The following is a 15,971-nucleotide window of genomic DNA, read 5'->3' on the forward strand; positions in this document are numbered from 1 at the left end:
CAGGACGGTTCCCGCCATGACCGACACCGTTCCCGCCCGGGGAACACTGCTGAAAGCCCGAAAACAGCAGAGCCGCACCGCCTGGACCCTGCTGTCGCCCTCACTGCTGTTCTTCGCCGTCTTCCTGGTGTTGCCGGTGCTGTTCGCGATCGGCCTGGCCGTGTCCTCGTGGGGCGGCTTCGACCTGGGCCGTATCGACTTCGCCGGTACCGCCAACTTCGCCGAGATCCTGGACCCCGCCGGTACCTTCCTGGTGCCGATCCTCGCCAACACGCTGCTGTTCGCCTTCGGCGCCGTCGCACTGGCGCTCGTCGCCTCGATAGCCGTCTCGCACGCCATCACCCGGCTGCGGTTCCAGGGACTGTGGCGCACCCTGTACTTCCTGCCGCTGGTGACCACAGTGGTCGCTGTCGGCAACATCTGGAAGTACATGTACCAACCCGGAAGCGGGCTCATCAACGGCATGCTCAACGCCGTCGGCATCCCCTCGGTGAGCTTCCTGACCGACCCGTCCACCGCACTGCCCTCGGTGGTGGTCGTCCAGGCCTGGGCCTCGATCGGCACCGCGGTACTCATCCTCACCGCCGGACTCAAGGCCATCCCCGAGACCTACTACGAGGCGGGCGAACTGGACGGCACCAACGCCTGGACCTCGTTCTGGCACATCACACTGCCGCTGCTGCGTCCGACGCTGCTGTTCGTGCTCATCACCCAGTTCATCGCCGGACTCCAGTCCTTCGCGCTGATCATCGTCATGACCCAGGGCGGCCCCGCCAACGCCACCAATGTGGCCGGTTACGAGATGTACCAGCAGGCGTTCAAGTTCGGCAACTGGGGCGTGGCCAGCGCGATGGCGCTGGTGCTGTTCGTCGTCATATTCGTCATCACGCTGTTGCAGCTGTGGTTCTTCCGCCGCAAGGGAGAGGAGACCTCATGAGGCCCCGCAGGTTCCCCTGGTTCTCGTACCTGCTCGTCGCCGTCGGTGCCGTGCTCATGGTGCTGCCGTTCGCCGACATGGTGCTGACCTCGTTCAAACAGCCCGGCGAGTTCGGCAAACTGCCGTATCAGTTCCTCCCCAACAGTCTCGACACCTCCAACTACACCGACGCGTTCAAGCAGCTCGACATGCCGACGCTGTTCCGCAACAGCACCCTGATGACCGTCGTGTGCGTGTTCTCGGTGCTGCTGACGTCCAGTATGGGTGGATACGCGCTGGCCAAGCTGCGGTTCAAGGGCCGCGCGGTGCTGTTCCGGTTCGTGCTGGCCACCATGATGTTCCCGCCGTTCCTGTTCCTGATCCCGAACTTCCTGATCCTGTCGCACTGGCCGGGCGCCGGTGGCAACGACTTCCTGGGCCGGGACGGCTACGGCGGTCTCATGACCACCTACGCCGCCCTGTTCATGCCGTTCCTGGTCTCGGGTTTCGGTATCTTCCTGATGCGACAGTTCATAGTGTCCATCCCGGACGAGATGCTGGAGGCCGCCCGCATCGACGGCGCCGGTGAGGTCCGCATCTGGTGGAACATCGTGGTGCCGCAGACGAAACCGGCGCTCATCACCCTGGGTCTGTTGACCTTCGTCAACGTCTGGAACGAGTACATCTGGACGCTGCTGATCTCCACGGTCAACCCGGACCTGATGACGCTGCCGGTCGGGATCTACCTGCTGGAAAGCCACCTCGACCCGGTCCGCACCCAGCCGCTGGTCATGGCGGGGCTGGTCATCAGCACCCTACCGGTGCTCATCGTTTTCCTGTTGTTCCAGAAGTACTACATCCGCGGCATGATGCTCAGCGGAATGAAGTGAGGTCCACTATGAGCAAGAAGACGTACCTGGCCATCGGCGCCCACATCGGCGACATGGATCTGACCGCCGGACCGCTGCTGGCCAAGGCGTCGCTGGCCGGACACCGCACCTGCCTGCTGGCGCTCACGCCCGGCGAGCGCGGCCATCCGAAGCTGACCCCCGCGGAGTACAAGAAGCAGAAGATCGCCGAGGGCCGCGACTTCGCCGAACGGCTCGGCTCGGAGTTCAAGGTGCTGGACCACTCCGACGGCTTCCTGCCGAACACGGAGGAGGTGCACCTGGAGGTCGCCGACATCATCCGCGACATGAAGCCCGACGTGGTGGTCGCGCACTGGGGCGGCTCGTTCCACTCCGACCACAACAACGCCTCCGAGATCGCCGAGATGGGCCGGTTCTACGCGGGGCTGCCGATGAAGCACGACCTGCCCCGCCACGGCGTCAAGGACTTCGTGTACGCCGAGAACTGGGAGGACATGGACGACTTCTCGCCGTCCATGTACGTCGAGATTCCCAAGGACGCCTTCGACCTGTGGCACGACGCCATCCAGGTGCACGCCTTCGCGCGCGGTGAGACCTACGGCTTCATGTACATCGACTACTACTCGGCCCTGATGCGCGCCAAGGGTTGTCTTGCCGGTGTGAAGCGCGCCTGCGCGTTCGCCACCAAGGTCGACCCGGGTCTGAAGAAGCTGTAGTCCGCGGCTTCACTCCTCACCGCCGTCGGGGATGTTGCCGGGGTGGTCGCGGCTGATGTATCGGTTGCGGCCACCGCCGGATCCGGAGATGAACGCCAGTGCCGCCCCCGTGTAGGCCAACGCCAGCAGCACCGTGCCGAAGACGTCTCCCAGGTCGATGTCGAAGTCGGCGCGCCAGTTGTTGCGTCCTCTTCGGACTTTCTCCCACAGGTCCCGGATCCCGGCGTTGCAGCCACGCCTCACCCAGTCGTGATCGCGGGAGTCGCTGCTGAGGGTGCCGTGGACCTCGCCCTCGTCCATGAATCCGAACACCACCCCGTCGTCGGTGCCGACCAGCCACACGAACTTGGTGTCGTAGCTGGGGAAACCGGAGTCGTGGAAGTGCCCGGTGAAGGTGAACGTGCCGTCGGGGTGGATCTCCAGATCTGCCCAGCCGCCGACCGGCACCGCGTCGTCGGTGTGCACGTCGGCGTGGAGTTTGATCGGGTCACCCGACGGCGGAACCGCCTCCACCACCCGGTTGGCGGCGGAGACCTGGGCGCCGCGTGGGAACTCGCCGCCGATGCCCTTCCAGCCGTTGTACCCGGACCAGTCGTGGCCCTCGTGCCACCACGACGTGTAGACGTGCCCGTTGTTACCGCAGATGAACAGGTCGATGACCGACGGATGGCGACTGCTGGCCGAGACCGGCGCCCCGGCCGGGAAGGTCCCGCCGATGCCCTTCCACCCGTTGAGCCCCGACCATTCCGAGCCCTCGTACCACCAGGACGTGTACACGTGACCGTCGTTGCCGGTGATGAACAGGTCGATGCTGTTGGGCGCCTTGGAAAGCGCGGTGACCGGCGCCCCGGCGGGGAAGGTCCCGCCGATGTCGCGCCAGCCGCCCAGCCCGGACCAGTCGCTGCCGGCGTACCACCAGGCGACGTAGACGCGCCCGTTGTTGCCGCAGATGATCAGCTCGATGTGCCCGGCGTGCCGGGACACGGCGGTGACCCGGGCGCCCGGCGGGAAGGTGCCGCCGATGTCGCGCCAGCCGTTCAGTCCGGACCACTCCTGACCGGTGTGCCACCACGCGGTGTAGACGTGGCCGTCATTGCCGCAGATGAACAGGTCGATGGATTCGGAGTCGTGACACACCGCCGTCACCGGTGCCCCGGCCGGGAAGGTCCCACCGAGATCGCGCCAGCCGTTCAGTCCGGACCAGTCGCTGCCGTCGTACCACCAGGACGTGTAGACGTGGCCGTCGTTTCCGGTGATGAACAGGTCGATGTTGCCGTGACCCCGGGAGGTGGCGGTGATCGGCGCCCCGGCGGGGAAGGTGCCGCCGATGTTCCGCCAGTTGTCGAAGGTGCCCGACCACAGCCCGCCGTTCTCACCCCACCAGGCGGTGTAGACGTTTCCGTCGTTGCCGCAGACGAACAGGTCGATGTTGTTCGGATGCCGCTGCACCTCGGCGATCGGTGCCCCCTTGGGGAAGATCCCGCCGATGTTGCTCCAGCCGTGGTAACCCGACCAGTCGCGGCCCGGGTTGGTCCACCAGCTGCTGTAGACCGTGCCGTCGTTGCCCATGATGAAGAGATCGATTTTGTCCATGGTTTGGCCCCCTTGCCATCCCGCCCGTTGTCCTCTCATCCTCCCGACAGCGGACGCGCGCCGCAACCGGATTACCAGACCGCCGTGTCGGAAGCCCGACACGACGGTTGTGATCAGCCAGTCCGAAACGCTGAGGCGTGGTCGCGCGCGAACTCGGCGATGTCGCGCGGCGGACGGCCGAGCAGTTCGGAGACCGAATCGGTGGTGTAGTCGCCCCAGCCGGAGACGTAGGCCCGCGCGTACTCCTCCAGCATGTCGACGATCCACTTGGGAACCCCAAAGCCGAGCAGTGTCTCGCGTTTGGCGGCATCGCTGACCGGCGAGTACTTCACCAGACCGCCGAGCGCGTCGCCCAGCTCGTCGGCGACCTCGTCGAAGGTCAACGATCGTGGCCCCGACAGTGTGTACGCCGTGCCGTGGTGTCGATCCGGCTCGTCGAGGAGGATGCGGGCGGCGCACGCCGCGATGTCGCGGGCGTCGATCATCCCGAGCCGCGCCGAGGCCATGTTCAGCGAGAACGTGCCGGTCGCGGCGATGTCGGCGGCCTCGTTGAGCAGGTTCTGCATGAACCAGAACGGACGCAGGATCGTCCAGCGCATGCCGCTGGCCTCGACCTCGCGGTCGGACAGCGCGTGGAGCCTGCCGCTGCGGTTGGGGGCGTCGAAGGCGGCTCCGATGGCGGACAACCGAACCACGCGTTCCACACCGGACTGCCGGGCCGCCCACACGGCGTTCATGTTGTTCTCGGGAGCGCGGGGGCCGTTCGGGTTGAGCAGCCACAGGTCGTGCACCCCCGCGAAAGCGGGCGGCAGCGTGTCGGGGTCGTCGAGATCGCCGACGACGACCTCGATGCCGCGCTCGCGCAGTCCGTCCATGTCGGACGCTTCCTGGGCGAGGGCGCGAAGGTTCACGTCGGCTTCGGCCAGTTCCGATATCAGCGCGGTGGAAACGGTTCCGGTGGCTCCGGTGACCAGAATGGTGCGGGACATGTTCATTCTCCTTTAGAAGTGGTGGGGGAGCGGAGCAGATCGGGGTTGAGCTGGGCGGCGGCGATGGCCGCCAGCGCGAGTGCGAAACCGACGCCCTGCCACGGCGTCAGGGATTCACCCAGTACCAGCCAGCCCAGCAGGGCGGCCACCACGGGCGACAGCAGCGGCAGGAACGACACGGCGACGACGGGAAGCCTGCCGATGCCGTGGAACCAGATCGGGTAGGTGAGCAAAGCGCCCACGATGGCCAGCCACGCGTAGCCGCCGACCGCCCGAAGGTCCACTTCGGCCGGTAGGCCCTCCACGGCGAGCGCCAACGGGAGCAGGACGAGTCCACCGGCGGTGAGTTGCCAGGCCGCGATGGTCGTGGGGCCGACGCCTTCGGGGCGTCCCCAGTGCTTGGTCACAACGATTCCGGCGGCCAGTGCCGCCGCGGCCCCGATCCCGGCGGCGACGCCCAGCAGGTCGAAGGACAGCTGGCCGCGCAGCACGATCAGGCCGACCCCGGCCACACCCACCAGGCCCCAGCCGAATCGCCAGCGGGTCGGTTTCTCGCCGAGCAACGCGAACGCCAGGCCGACGGCGAACAGCGGCTGGATCGCGGTGAGCGTCGCCGCCACCCCGCCGGGCAACCGGTAGGCGGCGACGAACAACAGCGCGAACAGGGCCCCGATGTTGAGTGTTCCCAGCAGGAGCGACCGCCACCACCACTTCCCGTGCGGCAGTGTGCGGGTGAGGGCCAGCAGTACCAGTCCGGCGGGCAGTGCCCTGATCACACTGGACACCAGGGGATGACCGGGCGGCAGGAATTCGGTGGTGACCAGGTACGTGGTGCCCCATACGGCCGGAACCGTCGCGGTCAGCATGGTCACTCCCGCGACGCCGCTGGACCGGACGCCGCCGCGCGATGCCGGTCGACTCGGAGCCTGAGTCATCGCATCTCCTTAACGTTGAAATGTTTAACGTTCACGAGATTAGCTCCCTGATACGCTAACGTCAAACAGTTGAGCGTTGAGATGTTTCGGGAGGGACGAGAACGTGGAGGACAACGTCGACCGGCGGCTCGACCAGTGGCGCGTCGAACGACCCGACATCGACACCACCGCCATGGGTGTGGTGGCCCGGATCCAGCGCGCCAACCGCCTGCTGGAACGCGAACTGCGCGCCAACTTCGCCAAGCACGACCTGCAACTGTGGGAGTTCGACATCCTGGGCACCCTGCGCCGCAACGGCCCCCCGTTCCAGCTCACCGCGGGACAGCTCGTCGAATCGGCGATGGTCACCTCCGGGGCCATCACCAACCGCATCGACCGGCTCGTGGCCAGGGGACTGGTGACCCGCGAAGTCGATCCCGACAACCGGCGCAGCGTGCTGATCACGTTGTCGGACAAGGGCCGGGAACTGATCGACCCGGTCGTCGAAAGCCACGCCAACCTGGAGACGCAGCTGCTCGGCAAGCTCAGCGATCGCGACCAGGAACAGCTCGCGGGGCTGCTGCGCAGACTGCTGCTCGATCTGGGCGACGGCTCGTCCGGCAACCCGCTGGTCCCGTGAGCGTGATTTGACGGTCGCCATTACAGCCCACAGTGGATATTGACTGTCCGAAGTATCACAGATAAGGTCCCTGCGAATTAACGGTTCGAGAAAGGGGCATAGATGAATCGTCGTACGATCTTGTCGCTGACGGTCGCGGTGGCGACGGTCGGTATCGCGGCCACGGGCGGGATCGCCGTGGCTCACGCGGAGACCGAACCCGACGCCAAGACCGGCGTGGAATCCGAGTTCGACTTCTCCAAACCCGAGGTCATGGCCGAAGGGCTCAAGGTGACCTGGGGGATGGCCTACCTCCCCAACGGCGAAGTGCTGTTCACGCAACGGGAGAAGGCCGAGATCTACCGGATGAAGCCGGGGCACAAGCCGAAACTCGTGACCAAGATCAAGGAGTGCACCCCCGGGTCCAGTCTGGAGGCTGGGCTGACGGGCATCGCGGTGTCGCCGGACTATAAGGACGACGGCGAGATCTTCATCTACTACACCGCCGCCGACGGCAACCGGATCGCGAGCCTCAGCCTCAAGGATCCGGAACCCGAGAGCATCGTCACCGGCATACCCACCGGGACGATGCACGACGGCGGCCGGTTGCGCTTCGGTCCCGACGACATGCTGTACGCGACCACCGGCGACACCGGCAAGGGTGAACTGGCGCAGGACCCCGACTCGCTGGCGGGCAAGATCCTGCGGATGGAACCCGACGGCGACGTCCCCGACGACAACCCGTTCGAGGACTCCCTTGTGTACAGCCTCGGGCACCGCAACGTGCAGGGCCTGGACTTCGACTCGCACGGACAGCCCTACGCCAGCGAACTGGGGCTCGACACCGCCGACGAGGTGAACAAGATCGAGGCCGGCGGCAACTACGGCTGGCCGAAGTACGAGGGACCCGGCGGCGATCCGGACTACATCGACCCGATCGCGACCTGGACCCCCGCCGAGGCGTCACCGGCCGGAATGGCCATCGCCGACGAGACGCTCTATGTCGGGGCGCTGCGCGGCCAGCGACTGTGGATGGTCAGCCAGGACGGCGAGACCCAGGACGCGCTGGTCGGTGACGAGGGCTACGGACGACTGCGGGCGGTCGAGTACGGCCCCGACGGCTACCTGTGGGTGGCCACCAGCGACCGGGAGCAGCCCAACGGCGACATGATCGTGCGGTTCCCGCCGAAGAAGTGAACCCGCCCGGCCGCGACGGCCGGGGCGTCTAAGCCCCGGCACGTCGCGGCCTCGCCCGGATCGGTTCCGTCGAGAAGGAACTTGTCCACTGTGCCGTCGACGCAGTCGTTGCCTTCGCCGTAGGCGCCGTGGCCTTCACCGTGATAGGTCAGCAGCCGCGCCGATTCCAGGGATTCGGCCAGTTGCTCGGCGAATGCGTAGATCGCGTCGGGGTCGCCGGTGTTGCCGAGGATGAGGATGGGTTTCGCACCCTTGCCGTTGAGTTCCTTGGTGCGGCCCTCGCCCTTGGGCCAGGTCGCGCATTCGTTCAGCCGCCAGGCGTTGCCGATGCCGAACCGGGGTGAGAGTTTGTCGAATTCCTTGGCGAGTTTCTCGACGTCGCCTTGGTCGTGGGTGTCGGGGTAGTCGACGCAGTTGACGGCGGTGTTGGCCTCCCAGAAGTTGGAGTACCCGCCGCTGGCGTCGCGACCAGCCATCACACCGGCCATCGCGTACAGCCCGGCGGGATCGCCGTCGGTCGCGTCGGACAGCGCCTGTTCCAGTTTCGGCCAGCCGTGCGGATCGTAGACGCCGATGGCGATCGCCATTCGGGCGTCGGCCTCGGTCAGTGACGCCCCATCGGCGGCGGGCATGGGTTTGGCGTCGAGTTCATCGAAGAGTGTGGACAGTCCGTCGAGGACTGCGTCGCGGTCGTCTCCCAGCGGGCAGGAGTTGTCGGCCACGCAGTTGTCGGCGAAGCGTTCCAGGCCGAGTTCGATGCCCTTGGTTTGCTGCCGCATCGACTCCTCGAAGTCGAGCAGGATCGGGCCGGGAGCGTCCAGCACGATGCGGCCGGTGTGTTTCGGGAACAGTTCGGCGTACATCGCGCCGGGTTGGATCCCGTAGGAGACGCCGTAGTAGTTGAGAGTCTTGTCGCCCAGGACCTCACGGACGATGTCCAGGTCGCGGGCGACGTTGACGGTCCCGACGTGTTCGAGGATGTCGCCCGAGCGTTTGCGGCAGCCGTCGGTGAAGTCCTCCTGGAACGCCACCAGGGATTCGATCTCCGCTTCGGTGTCCGGAGACGTGTCCACCTCGACCTGTTTCTTCACCAGCTCGTCGTCCAGACACGTGATGGCCGGTTCGCTCTTGCCCACGCCGCGCGGGTCGAAACCCACCAGGTCGTACTTCTGCACCAGGGACGGATTGGTCAGCGGGCGTTGGATCGTGTTGTCGACCCCGCCGAGCCCGGGACCGCCGGATGCCAGCAGCAGCGAACCCTCCCGCTTTTCGGGGTCGGCGGCCGGGATGCGGGCCAGCGGCAGCGTGAAACGCTCGCCGTCGGGATCGCGATAGTCGACGGGCACCTCGACGCTGGCGCACTCGCGGGTGTCCAGGAGCGCGCGCTGCTTCTCGTCGAGGTCGGTGATGCCGAGGGCCTTCAGGTCGGGCGGGCAAGGCTTCCAGTCGACGTCCTGGTCGTGGAAGCGCTTCAGGTTCGCGGTGTCGGCGGTCTCGCCGCCGGTGCCGCAACCCGCGACCACCAGTATGGACACCGCCGCCGCGACGGTCATCATCTTGGACATGCCAACGAGTCTCAACGGCCGACGGCCGTATCGCCTCGGCTCGGCTGACCAGATTCGGGTACATCTTTCGATGCAGTCGCGTCCGCCATGGACGTCCGTCTACCGTGGTGCGTGTGAATATTCGGTCTGGTCGACGCGACCTGCTTGAAGTGGCCGCCGAGGTCCTCACCACGGACCCCACCGCCAGTCTCGGCGACGTGGCGGCGGCGGCCGGGATCAGCCGCACCACACTGCACTCGCGCTACCCCAAACGGGACGACCTGCTGCTGGCCGTCAGCCGGGACGCGGTCGCGCGGATCTCGGAGGGCATCGCCGAGGTCGGGTTGCCCGGCGCCGACGGGACGGCCGCCGAACACGCCGATGGCCTGCGGCGGTTGATCGCGACGCTGGTTCCGCTCGGAGCCAGGATGCACTTCCTGCTGCGGCACTCATCCGCGGATCTCGACGCGGATCTGGCCGCCAACGTCGCGGCGCTCGACGAACCGATCGACGCGTTCGTGCGGGAGGCGCAGCGGGCCGGGGTGGTCAAGCCGGAACTGGCGCCGTGGTGGGTGATCTCGACGCTGTACTCGCTGACCTACGCCGCCTGGGACGGCGTCGCGGCGGGGCGGCTCGCGCCCCTGGACGCGCCGTCCCAGGTGTTCGACACGCTCCTGGGCGGAATCGGGGGAGGAGCGGCGTAGGTCCGGCTCACACCTCAACAACTGAACCTTGATGCTCTGATTCGAGCACGTGTGTATAGTTCTGAACATGAGTGTTCAGATCGGGCAGAGTGCGGACCGCCGTCCGCTGGTCGGTCTGCTCGCCTCCACCACCCTGTCCATCACCGGCAACGCCATCGTCGCGGTGGCCGTGCCCTGGGTGGTGTACGCCCGCACCGGCAGCGCCACCGTCGCCGGACTCGCCGGGGCGGCGGCGATCCTGCCGGTGGCACTGTCGTCCCTGTTCGGCGGCGCGCTGATCGACCGGTTCGGACGCACCGTGTGCGCCGTGGCCGCCGACCTGTGCAGCGCCGCGGCCGTCGCCGCCCTGCCGCTGCTGGACAGCCTCGTCGGACTGGGCACCGGCCTGATCCTCACCCTGGTCGCCCTGGGCGCGGTGTTCGACGGACCCGGAACCGCCGCCCGCGAATCGCTGCGGCCCGACGTCGCCAGGGTCACCGGCACCGAGCTGACCAAGGTCAACGCGTGGGGTGAGGCCGCCGAGAGCGTCGGCAACATGGTCGGCCCCGGCCTGGGCGGAATCCTGATCGCCGCGCTGGGCGGCTTCGGCGCCCTGTGGGTCACCGTCGCCCTGTTCCTGGCCTCGGCGCTGCTGACCGTCCTCGCCGTGCCCCGCACCATCTCGCCGCCGCCGCGACCACAGCCGTACCTGCGCGCCGTGGCCGAGGGCCTGAAGTTCGTGGTGCGCGAACCCGGACTGCGGGCCGTGGCGCTGACGGCCACGATCATCGTCGCGTTCATCGCGCCCTTCGAATCGGTGGTGCTCAACGCCCACCTACAGGCCACCGGCGCCGCGAGCCAGTACGGGCTCATCCTCACCGCCTTCGCCCTCGGCGGCCTCGCCGGCGCCGTCGGCTACGGGTTCGCCGCCCACCGGCTCACCGAACGCGGCACCCTGATCGCCTCGGTTTCGCTTGTCGGACTGGGCATCGCCGGATTCGCGCTGCTGCCGCCGGTCCCGGTCATGCTGGCGCTGGGCCTGGCCGTCGGCGTCGCGGCCGGACCGATCAACCCCATCGCCGCGGTGATCATGCAGCGCCGCACCCCGGAACGACTGCGCGGCCGCGTCATCGGCAGCTACACCTCGCTGGCGCTGGCCGCCGGGCCACTGGGCCTGCTCGTCATGGGCCCGGTCGTCGACACCGGCGGACCGGCCACCGGTTTCGCGGTGATCGGCGCCGGATGCCTGCTGGCGGCGGTGTTCGCCGGTACCGCCCGTGGACTGCGCGGCGGCCAGACCGCCGACGAACCCGACCCCACCACGAAGGAAGGCACGACATGACCGCCGTCAACCACCAGATCCTGCGACCGGAGACCTACTACTCCCGCGAATGGTTCGACCGCGAACAGGCCGAACTGTTCGGCGACACCTGGCAGTTCGCCGGGATGGCCGACGACTACGGCCCGCCCGGCGCGTTCCAGTCCGTCCAGGCCGGTCGGCATCCGCTGGTCGTGTTGCGCGACGGCGAAGGCGTGCTGCGCGCGTTCCACAACCTGTGCCGCCACCGGGGAGCCGCCGTGCTGCCGCAGTCCGGTGTGGTCAAACGCGCGATCGTGTGCCCGTACCACAACTGGACCTACGGCCTGGACGGTTGCCTTTTGGCCACCCCGCAGCGCAAGGAACTCGACCCCGCCCCCGACCGCTCCACGCTCGGCCTGCACCCGGCCGGGCTGGCGCAGTGGCAGGGCATGCTGTTCGTCCACCCCGATCCCGCCGCCCAGCCCCTCGACGAATGGCTGGCCGACCTGCCGCAGCGCGTCGCCCCCGTCGACCCGCTGGAACTGACCGAACCGGGCGAACCCGAGGTCCACCACCTGAAGTGCAACTGGAAGATCTTCATGGAGAACGCCCTGGACAACTACCACCTCGGTTACGTCCACCGCGACAACCTCGCCGAGTACGACCACAAACGCCAGGAACAACACCAGTGTGGACAATGGCACTGGTCCTTCTACGAACCGCCCAAGAAGCCCGGGCACATGCCGCCCTCGGAGGTGCGCGCCGGACTGCGTCCCATCCACATCGACCCGCGCTGGTACGGATCGTCCTTCGGCATGATCTTCCCCAACACCTTCGTCCTCACCGGACCGACGTTCTGGGTCAGCGTCGAGGTCATCCCCACCGGGGCCGAGACCACCACGGTGCGGCTGCGCGCCCGGGTCGCGGCCGGTCAGAACGGCGCGCTCGCCAGGGGACTCGTCACCGAGGCCGCCGCCCGGGTCTTCCGTCCGATCAGGTCACTGGCCGGTGGCATGGTCTCAGCGATCCGCACCCGAAGCTCGGTGCGCGCCGCGATCCGCAAGGCGTCCCAGGACCAGCGGCGCTACACCGTCGTGGAGGAGGACGTCTTCTGCTGCGAGGCACTGCAACGCGGGATCCGGTCACCACGGTTCAGCATCGGACCGGTCGCCCCGCGCCTGGAACGCGGGGTACTGACCTTCCAGCAAAACGTCCGCGACTACCTCACTGGTTGAAGCGGTACAGGTCGTACTTCTGCATCAGGCCGATGATCTTGTCCGCGTAACCGGGATCGGTGGCGTACCCGGCCTTGTGGACCTCGCGGATGAACTGGTCCGGGTCGTCGGTGTGCTTGAACGCCTCGGCGTAACGCGGGTTCTCGCTCAGGAACTGGCCGTGGTCCAGGAACGAGTCCGAAGGGGAGTCGTAGGCGCGGAACGCGTCGCGAACCGTGGTGTCGTTGCCGTTGATGACTTCCCAGGTCTTGTAGTTCACACAGGAGCTCGCGGTGGAACCCGGGTCGCCGTCGGCGCACTTGATGCCGAAGTAGTTGTTGGCCTCCTGGGCCAGCCCGCTCTTGCCCCAGCCGGACTCCAGAATGGCCTGTGCCGAGGCCACCGAGGCCGGGACGCCGAAGCGTTCCTGACCGGCCTTGGCGGCGTTGCCGACGTTGTTGATGAACTCCTGCCGGGAACCCGGTTTGCCGGAGGCGGGGGCGATCTGGGTCGGGCTGGCCTCGGCCGGTTTCCCGCCCGGGCCGAGCACCTCGCGCAGCGGGTTGGGCGTCGGGGTGGGCACCTTCGACGGTGTCGAACCCCCTGATCCTTTGGGGCCCTTGATGTTCTTGGCGGCCAGTTGCTGGTTGAGGTCCCGCATCGAGCGCTGGTTGCGCTGCTCGGCGCGGGCGTGCGCCTGCGCGGCCTTGCCGACGTTGCCCGCCGTGGTGTTGGTGCCGGTGATGAGCTCGCCGGTCTGCTTGGCCAGTGTGTCCAGCACCTGGCGAAGTCGTTGCACCGCCGAGAAACCGGTGTTGGCCTGGGTGGACTGTTGCAGCGGGCCGGACATAGTGCGCAGGTAGGACTCGGCGTCGGCGCCGACACGGCCGATGCGTTGCCCGGTGTTCTGCACTTGGGAAACGTCGATGTGCACGAAAGACTCCTGGGGTCGGGAAGCCCCACCAGCATATGCAAATCGATTTGTGTCCGCAAGGGCGTCGCCCCGGTCGGAACGCTTGGTACCGTGTTGACCGCCCCCCGTGTTGCCTTTCCCTGGTAGGACAGCCGATGCGTCAAGCACCCGCCGTGCCGGACTGCCGGACCCCGGACGAGGTCTGCGCCTATCTCCAGCAGTTGCGCACCTGGGCCGGTGGGGTGTCGTTCCGCGAACTCACCCTGCGCGACAACGCGATCCGGCTGTCCCGCAACGCCCGCCAGACCGCCCGGCAGACCGTCAACGACTGTTTCCAGCAGGGCCGCAAACGGCTCGACCGGGATCTGGTGCTGGACATCGCCAAGGCGCTCGGCCTGCCGGAGGCGTCGCTGCTGCGACTCGACCAGGTCTGCCAGGTGGCCGACGGCCGTCGCTCCATCGCGGCCCTGGCCGACGTCTCCGACTCCATTCCGGCGGGCAGCGGCGAGTTCACCGGACGCGAACCGCTGCTGGAGCGGGCACTGACCGCCGTCGAGGACGCCTGGGCGCGCAGAAGCCAGCCGGTGGTGGCGTTCACCGGCCCGGCGGGCATGGGCAAGACGGAACTGGCCGTCCAGCTGGCACACCGGCTGCCGCGGAAGTATCCGGACCTGAGCAGACGATTCTTCGTGGACCTCCACGGCTTCGACACCCGGCTGGAACCCACGCCACCGTTCGAGGTGCTGGCCGCGATCGTCAAACTGCTGGGCGTGCGCGACTCCGCGATCCTCGCGCTGTCCACGGTGGAACAGATGTGGGACCGGCTGCTGAACACCCTCGCCGGTCAACGCGCGCTGCTGCTGCTGGACAACGTCTCCGACGCGGCCCACCTCGGCCAGTTCACCAGCGGCGCGCCGAACCTGGCCATCGTCGCCACCTCCCAGGAGCGGCTGCCGCTGACCGAACCCGGCCACGGCATAGAGGTCGGCCCGCTCGACTATCCCTCGTGCGTCCGGCTACTGGACGGATTCGACCGGCTCGGCCGCGTGAACCGGGAACCGGGCGTGACGGTGCGGCTCATCAACGAGCTGTGCGGCGGCCGTCCCTTCGACCTGGTCGCACTTGGCGGCCAGCTCTCCGACCCGGCCGAGGCCGCGTGGAGCCTGGCCGACCACGCCGACCGGCTGGCCGCGCTGCCCCGCGACGAGGCCAGCCACCCGATCCTGGCCGGGTCGTGCCACCGCCTCGAACCCGAGATCCGACGGGTGTTCCGGCTGTTGGGTCTGTATCCCGGCTTCGACTTCTCCGCGTACGACATCGCCGTCCTGGCCGATCGCGACGTCGACCTGATCGACAAGTACCTGGAGCGGCTGTACGACCGGCACCTGTTGGTGCGACGGCACGCGCACCGCTACCGGCTGCACGACGTCGTGGCCGCGTATTCACGCAGGCTGCTGCACCGCGAGGAGTCGCCCACCAACCAGCGACAGGCGTTGCGGCGGTTGCACACCGCCACGACCCTCAACGCGAACAACCGCCTCGGTCCGCGTCGCTGACGACCCGGCCCTCAGACCTTCGCGCGCTCCAGCGTGCTGACGAAGTGCTGCGGCTGTCCCGACTGCTGCTCTTTGTGGACGATCGCCAACGGGCACTGGCTCGTGCGCATCAGCGTGTAGCCCGTCGAACCCAGCAGCCGGGTCCGCAGCTTGCCGCGATGCCGGGAACCCAGCACCAGCATGCTCGCCGAACTCGAGAAGTCGAGCAGCGCCGCGACGGGGTCGAGGGCGTGCACCGAGAACAGGTGCACCGCGACCGTCGGGTACCTGTCGCGCCACTCGCCCACCCAGTTGGCCAGCAGCCGGTTGGCGCGTTCGTGCTCGCGCTCCGAGATCTGTGACGCGTCGCGGGTGTACGGGTAGTTGAACGCGTGTACCGCGTGCAGCGGGACGCCGCGGGCTTCGGCTTCGGTGAAGGCGTAGCCGATGGCGTCGCGTCCGGTGGGGGCTCCGCTGACTCCGACGACGACGGGCGCGTCGGTGGCGGGCTCGGTGCCGCGGGCCATCATGACCGGCCGGTGGGCGCGGGTGACCACGTCGAGCGCGACGGAGCCGAGCAGCAGCTGCGAGACTCCGCCAGCGCCCCGGGACCCGATGACCAGGACGGCGGATTTGTCGGATTCGTCCAGCAGGACGGTGGACGCGGAGGCATCGATGATCTCGGTGGTGATCTCGAGCCCGGGCCGGGCGTCCAGGGCGGTGCGAAGCGCGGCCGCCATGGTCGCCGAAACGTCATGGGGAACAAGGGTTTCGGCGTCGGCGGTCGCACCGGAAACACGTGCGTGCACCACTCGCAGCGGTGCGTCACGCAGTGCCGCTTCTGCGGCTGCCAGGGAGACCGCGGCGAGACTTTCCGCCGAACCGTCTACCCCGACGACAACGGGTGCGGACGTTGTATTTTTCATGGTTCCATTCTCCCTCAACGATTCTCAGTATGGCAGGGCCATT

The 15,971-nt window shown here is 67.8% G+C and carries 15 protein-coding genes; 9 read left to right on the plus strand and 6 right to left on the minus strand.

The genetic code is table 11. The annotated features are described in order from the left end of the window. The first annotated feature begins 16 nt into the window (after window positions 1-16). From SNAS_RS13595 to SNAS_RS13605, 3 genes are read left to right on the plus strand one after another with little or no spacing between them, the layout of a single operon-like run. The gene (locus SNAS_RS13595; protein ID WP_013018006.1) at window positions 17-937 is read left to right on the plus strand and encodes a carbohydrate ABC transporter permease; all 921 of its coding nucleotides are present in this window, start codon (window positions 17-19) and stop codon (window positions 935-937) included. Continuing rightward, window positions 934-1,806: a carbohydrate ABC transporter permease gene (locus SNAS_RS13600; RefSeq protein WP_013018007.1), complete on the plus strand. Its 873-nt coding sequence runs from the start codon at window positions 934-936 to the stop codon at window positions 1,804-1,806. The genes SNAS_RS13595 and SNAS_RS13600 overlap by 4 nt, the downstream gene beginning before the upstream one ends. Before the next feature lie 8 nt (window positions 1,807-1,814). After that, complete coding sequence (locus SNAS_RS13605) at window positions 1,815-2,501, plus strand: PIG-L deacetylase family protein (RefSeq protein ID WP_013018008.1); 687 nt, start codon at window positions 1,815-1,817, stop codon at window positions 2,499-2,501. Window positions 2,502-2,510: 9 nt separating this feature from the next. Here the strand turns inward: SNAS_RS13605 and SNAS_RS13610 are convergent, their stop codons facing one another. The 3 genes from SNAS_RS13610 to SNAS_RS13620 form a co-directional block, all read right to left on the minus strand. Continuing rightward, window positions 2,511-4,094, minus strand: a complete 1,584-nt coding sequence (locus SNAS_RS13610; RefSeq protein ID WP_013018009.1) for a PLL family lectin — start codon at window positions 4,092-4,094, stop codon at window positions 2,511-2,513. 113 nt (window positions 4,095-4,207) lie between these two features. Further along, window positions 4,208-5,083, minus strand: coding sequence for an SDR family oxidoreductase (locus SNAS_RS13615; RefSeq protein WP_013018010.1), 876 nt, complete (start codon window positions 5,081-5,083; stop codon window positions 4,208-4,210). Window positions 5,084-5,085: 2 nt separating this feature from the next. Continuing rightward, window positions 5,086-6,018, minus strand: a complete 933-nt coding sequence (locus SNAS_RS13620; protein WP_013018011.1) for an EamA family transporter — start codon at window positions 6,016-6,018, stop codon at window positions 5,086-5,088. A gap of 103 nt (window positions 6,019-6,121) precedes the next feature. Between SNAS_RS13620 and SNAS_RS13625 the strand changes: the two genes are divergently transcribed. Both SNAS_RS13625 and SNAS_RS13630 read left to right on the plus strand, forming a co-directional pair. Beyond that, the gene (locus tag SNAS_RS13625; RefSeq protein WP_013018012.1) at window positions 6,122-6,637 is read left to right on the plus strand and encodes a MarR family winged helix-turn-helix transcriptional regulator; all 516 of its coding nucleotides are present in this window, start codon (window positions 6,122-6,124) and stop codon (window positions 6,635-6,637) included. A gap of 102 nt (window positions 6,638-6,739) precedes the next feature. After that, entirely contained in the window at window positions 6,740-7,813 is a 1,074-nt protein-coding gene (locus SNAS_RS13630) for a PQQ-dependent sugar dehydrogenase (RefSeq protein WP_013018013.1), read from the plus strand. Here the strand turns inward: SNAS_RS13630 and SNAS_RS13635 are convergent. Next, window positions 7,738-9,378: an alpha/beta hydrolase gene (locus tag SNAS_RS13635; protein WP_013018014.1), complete on the minus strand. Its 1,641-nt coding sequence runs from the start codon at window positions 9,376-9,378 to the stop codon at window positions 7,738-7,740. The two genes, SNAS_RS13630 and SNAS_RS13635, sit on opposite strands and share 76 nt — an antisense overlap. A 113-nt stretch (window positions 9,379-9,491) precedes the next feature. Between SNAS_RS13635 and SNAS_RS13640 the strand changes: the two genes are divergently transcribed. The 3 genes from SNAS_RS13640 (at window position 9,492) to SNAS_RS13650 (ending at window position 12,575) form a co-directional block, all read left to right on the plus strand. After that, window positions 9,492-10,061 (plus strand): TetR/AcrR family transcriptional regulator, encoded by a 570-nt coding sequence (locus SNAS_RS13640; protein WP_211207387.1) that lies wholly within the window; start codon window positions 9,492-9,494, stop codon window positions 10,059-10,061. Between the two features lie 67 nt (window positions 10,062-10,128). Continuing rightward, window positions 10,129-11,382, plus strand: coding sequence for an MFS transporter (locus SNAS_RS13645; RefSeq protein WP_013018016.1), 1,254 nt, complete (start codon window positions 10,129-10,131; stop codon window positions 11,380-11,382). Further along, on the plus strand, window positions 11,379-12,575 hold the full coding sequence (locus SNAS_RS13650; RefSeq protein ID WP_013018017.1) for an aromatic ring-hydroxylating oxygenase subunit alpha: 1,197 nt from the start codon (window positions 11,379-11,381) through the stop codon (window positions 12,573-12,575). The genes SNAS_RS13645 and SNAS_RS13650 overlap by 4 nt, the downstream gene beginning before the upstream one ends. On the opposite strand, the gene SNAS_RS32750 is transcribed toward SNAS_RS13650, so the two are convergent. Then, window positions 12,565-13,488 (minus strand): glucosaminidase domain-containing protein, encoded by a 924-nt coding sequence (locus tag SNAS_RS32750; protein WP_013018018.1) that lies wholly within the window; start codon window positions 13,486-13,488, stop codon window positions 12,565-12,567. The genes SNAS_RS13650 and SNAS_RS32750 overlap by 11 nt on opposite strands. A gap of 134 nt (window positions 13,489-13,622) precedes the next feature. Between SNAS_RS32750 and SNAS_RS13660 the strand changes: the two genes are divergently transcribed. Next, window positions 13,623-15,023, plus strand: coding sequence for an AAA family ATPase (locus SNAS_RS13660; protein ID WP_013018019.1), 1,401 nt, complete (start codon window positions 13,623-13,625; stop codon window positions 15,021-15,023). Window positions 15,024-15,034: 11 nt separating this feature from the next. On the opposite strand, the gene SNAS_RS13665 is transcribed toward SNAS_RS13660, so the two are convergent. Continuing rightward, window positions 15,035-15,928: a universal stress protein gene (locus tag SNAS_RS13665; protein ID WP_013018020.1), complete on the minus strand. Its 894-nt coding sequence runs from the start codon at window positions 15,926-15,928 to the stop codon at window positions 15,035-15,037. Window positions 15,929-15,971: the final 43 nt, after the last annotated feature.

Source organism: Stackebrandtia nassauensis DSM 44728 (genome assembly GCF_000024545.1).
Lineage (GTDB): Bacteria > Actinomycetota > Actinomycetes > Mycobacteriales > Micromonosporaceae > Stackebrandtia > Stackebrandtia nassauensis.

Coding starts and splice junctions, on each gene's coding strand:
- SNAS_RS13595 (WP_013018006.1), top strand. CDS start 17: ATGACCGACACCGTTCCCGCCCGGGGAACACTGCTGAAAGCCCGAAAA.
- SNAS_RS13600 (WP_013018007.1), top strand. CDS start 934: ATGAGGCCCCGCAGGTTCCCCTGGTTCTCGTACCTGCTCGTCGCCGTC.
- SNAS_RS13605 (WP_013018008.1), top strand. CDS start 1,815: ATGAGCAAGAAGACGTACCTGGCCATCGGCGCCCACATCGGCGACATG.
- SNAS_RS13610 (WP_013018009.1), bottom strand. CDS start 4,094: ATGGACAAAATCGATCTCTTCATCATGGGCAACGACGGCACGGTCTAC.
- SNAS_RS13615 (WP_013018010.1), bottom strand. CDS start 5,083: ATGTCCCGCACCATTCTGGTCACCGGAGCCACCGGAACCGTTTCCACC.
- SNAS_RS13620 (WP_013018011.1), bottom strand. CDS start 6,018: ATGACTCAGGCTCCGAGTCGACCGGCATCGCGCGGCGGCGTCCGGTCC.
- SNAS_RS13630 (WP_013018013.1), top strand. CDS start 6,740: ATGAATCGTCGTACGATCTTGTCGCTGACGGTCGCGGTGGCGACGGTC.
- SNAS_RS13635 (WP_013018014.1), bottom strand. CDS start 9,378: ATGTCCAAGATGATGACCGTCGCGGCGGCGGTGTCCATACTGGTGGTC.
- SNAS_RS13645 (WP_013018016.1), top strand. CDS start 10,129: ATGAGTGTTCAGATCGGGCAGAGTGCGGACCGCCGTCCGCTGGTCGGT.
- SNAS_RS13650 (WP_013018017.1), top strand. CDS start 11,379: ATGACCGCCGTCAACCACCAGATCCTGCGACCGGAGACCTACTACTCC.
- SNAS_RS13660 (WP_013018019.1), top strand. CDS start 13,623: ATGCGTCAAGCACCCGCCGTGCCGGACTGCCGGACCCCGGACGAGGTC.
- SNAS_RS13665 (WP_013018020.1), bottom strand. CDS start 15,928: ATGAAAAATACAACGTCCGCACCCGTTGTCGTCGGGGTAGACGGTTCG.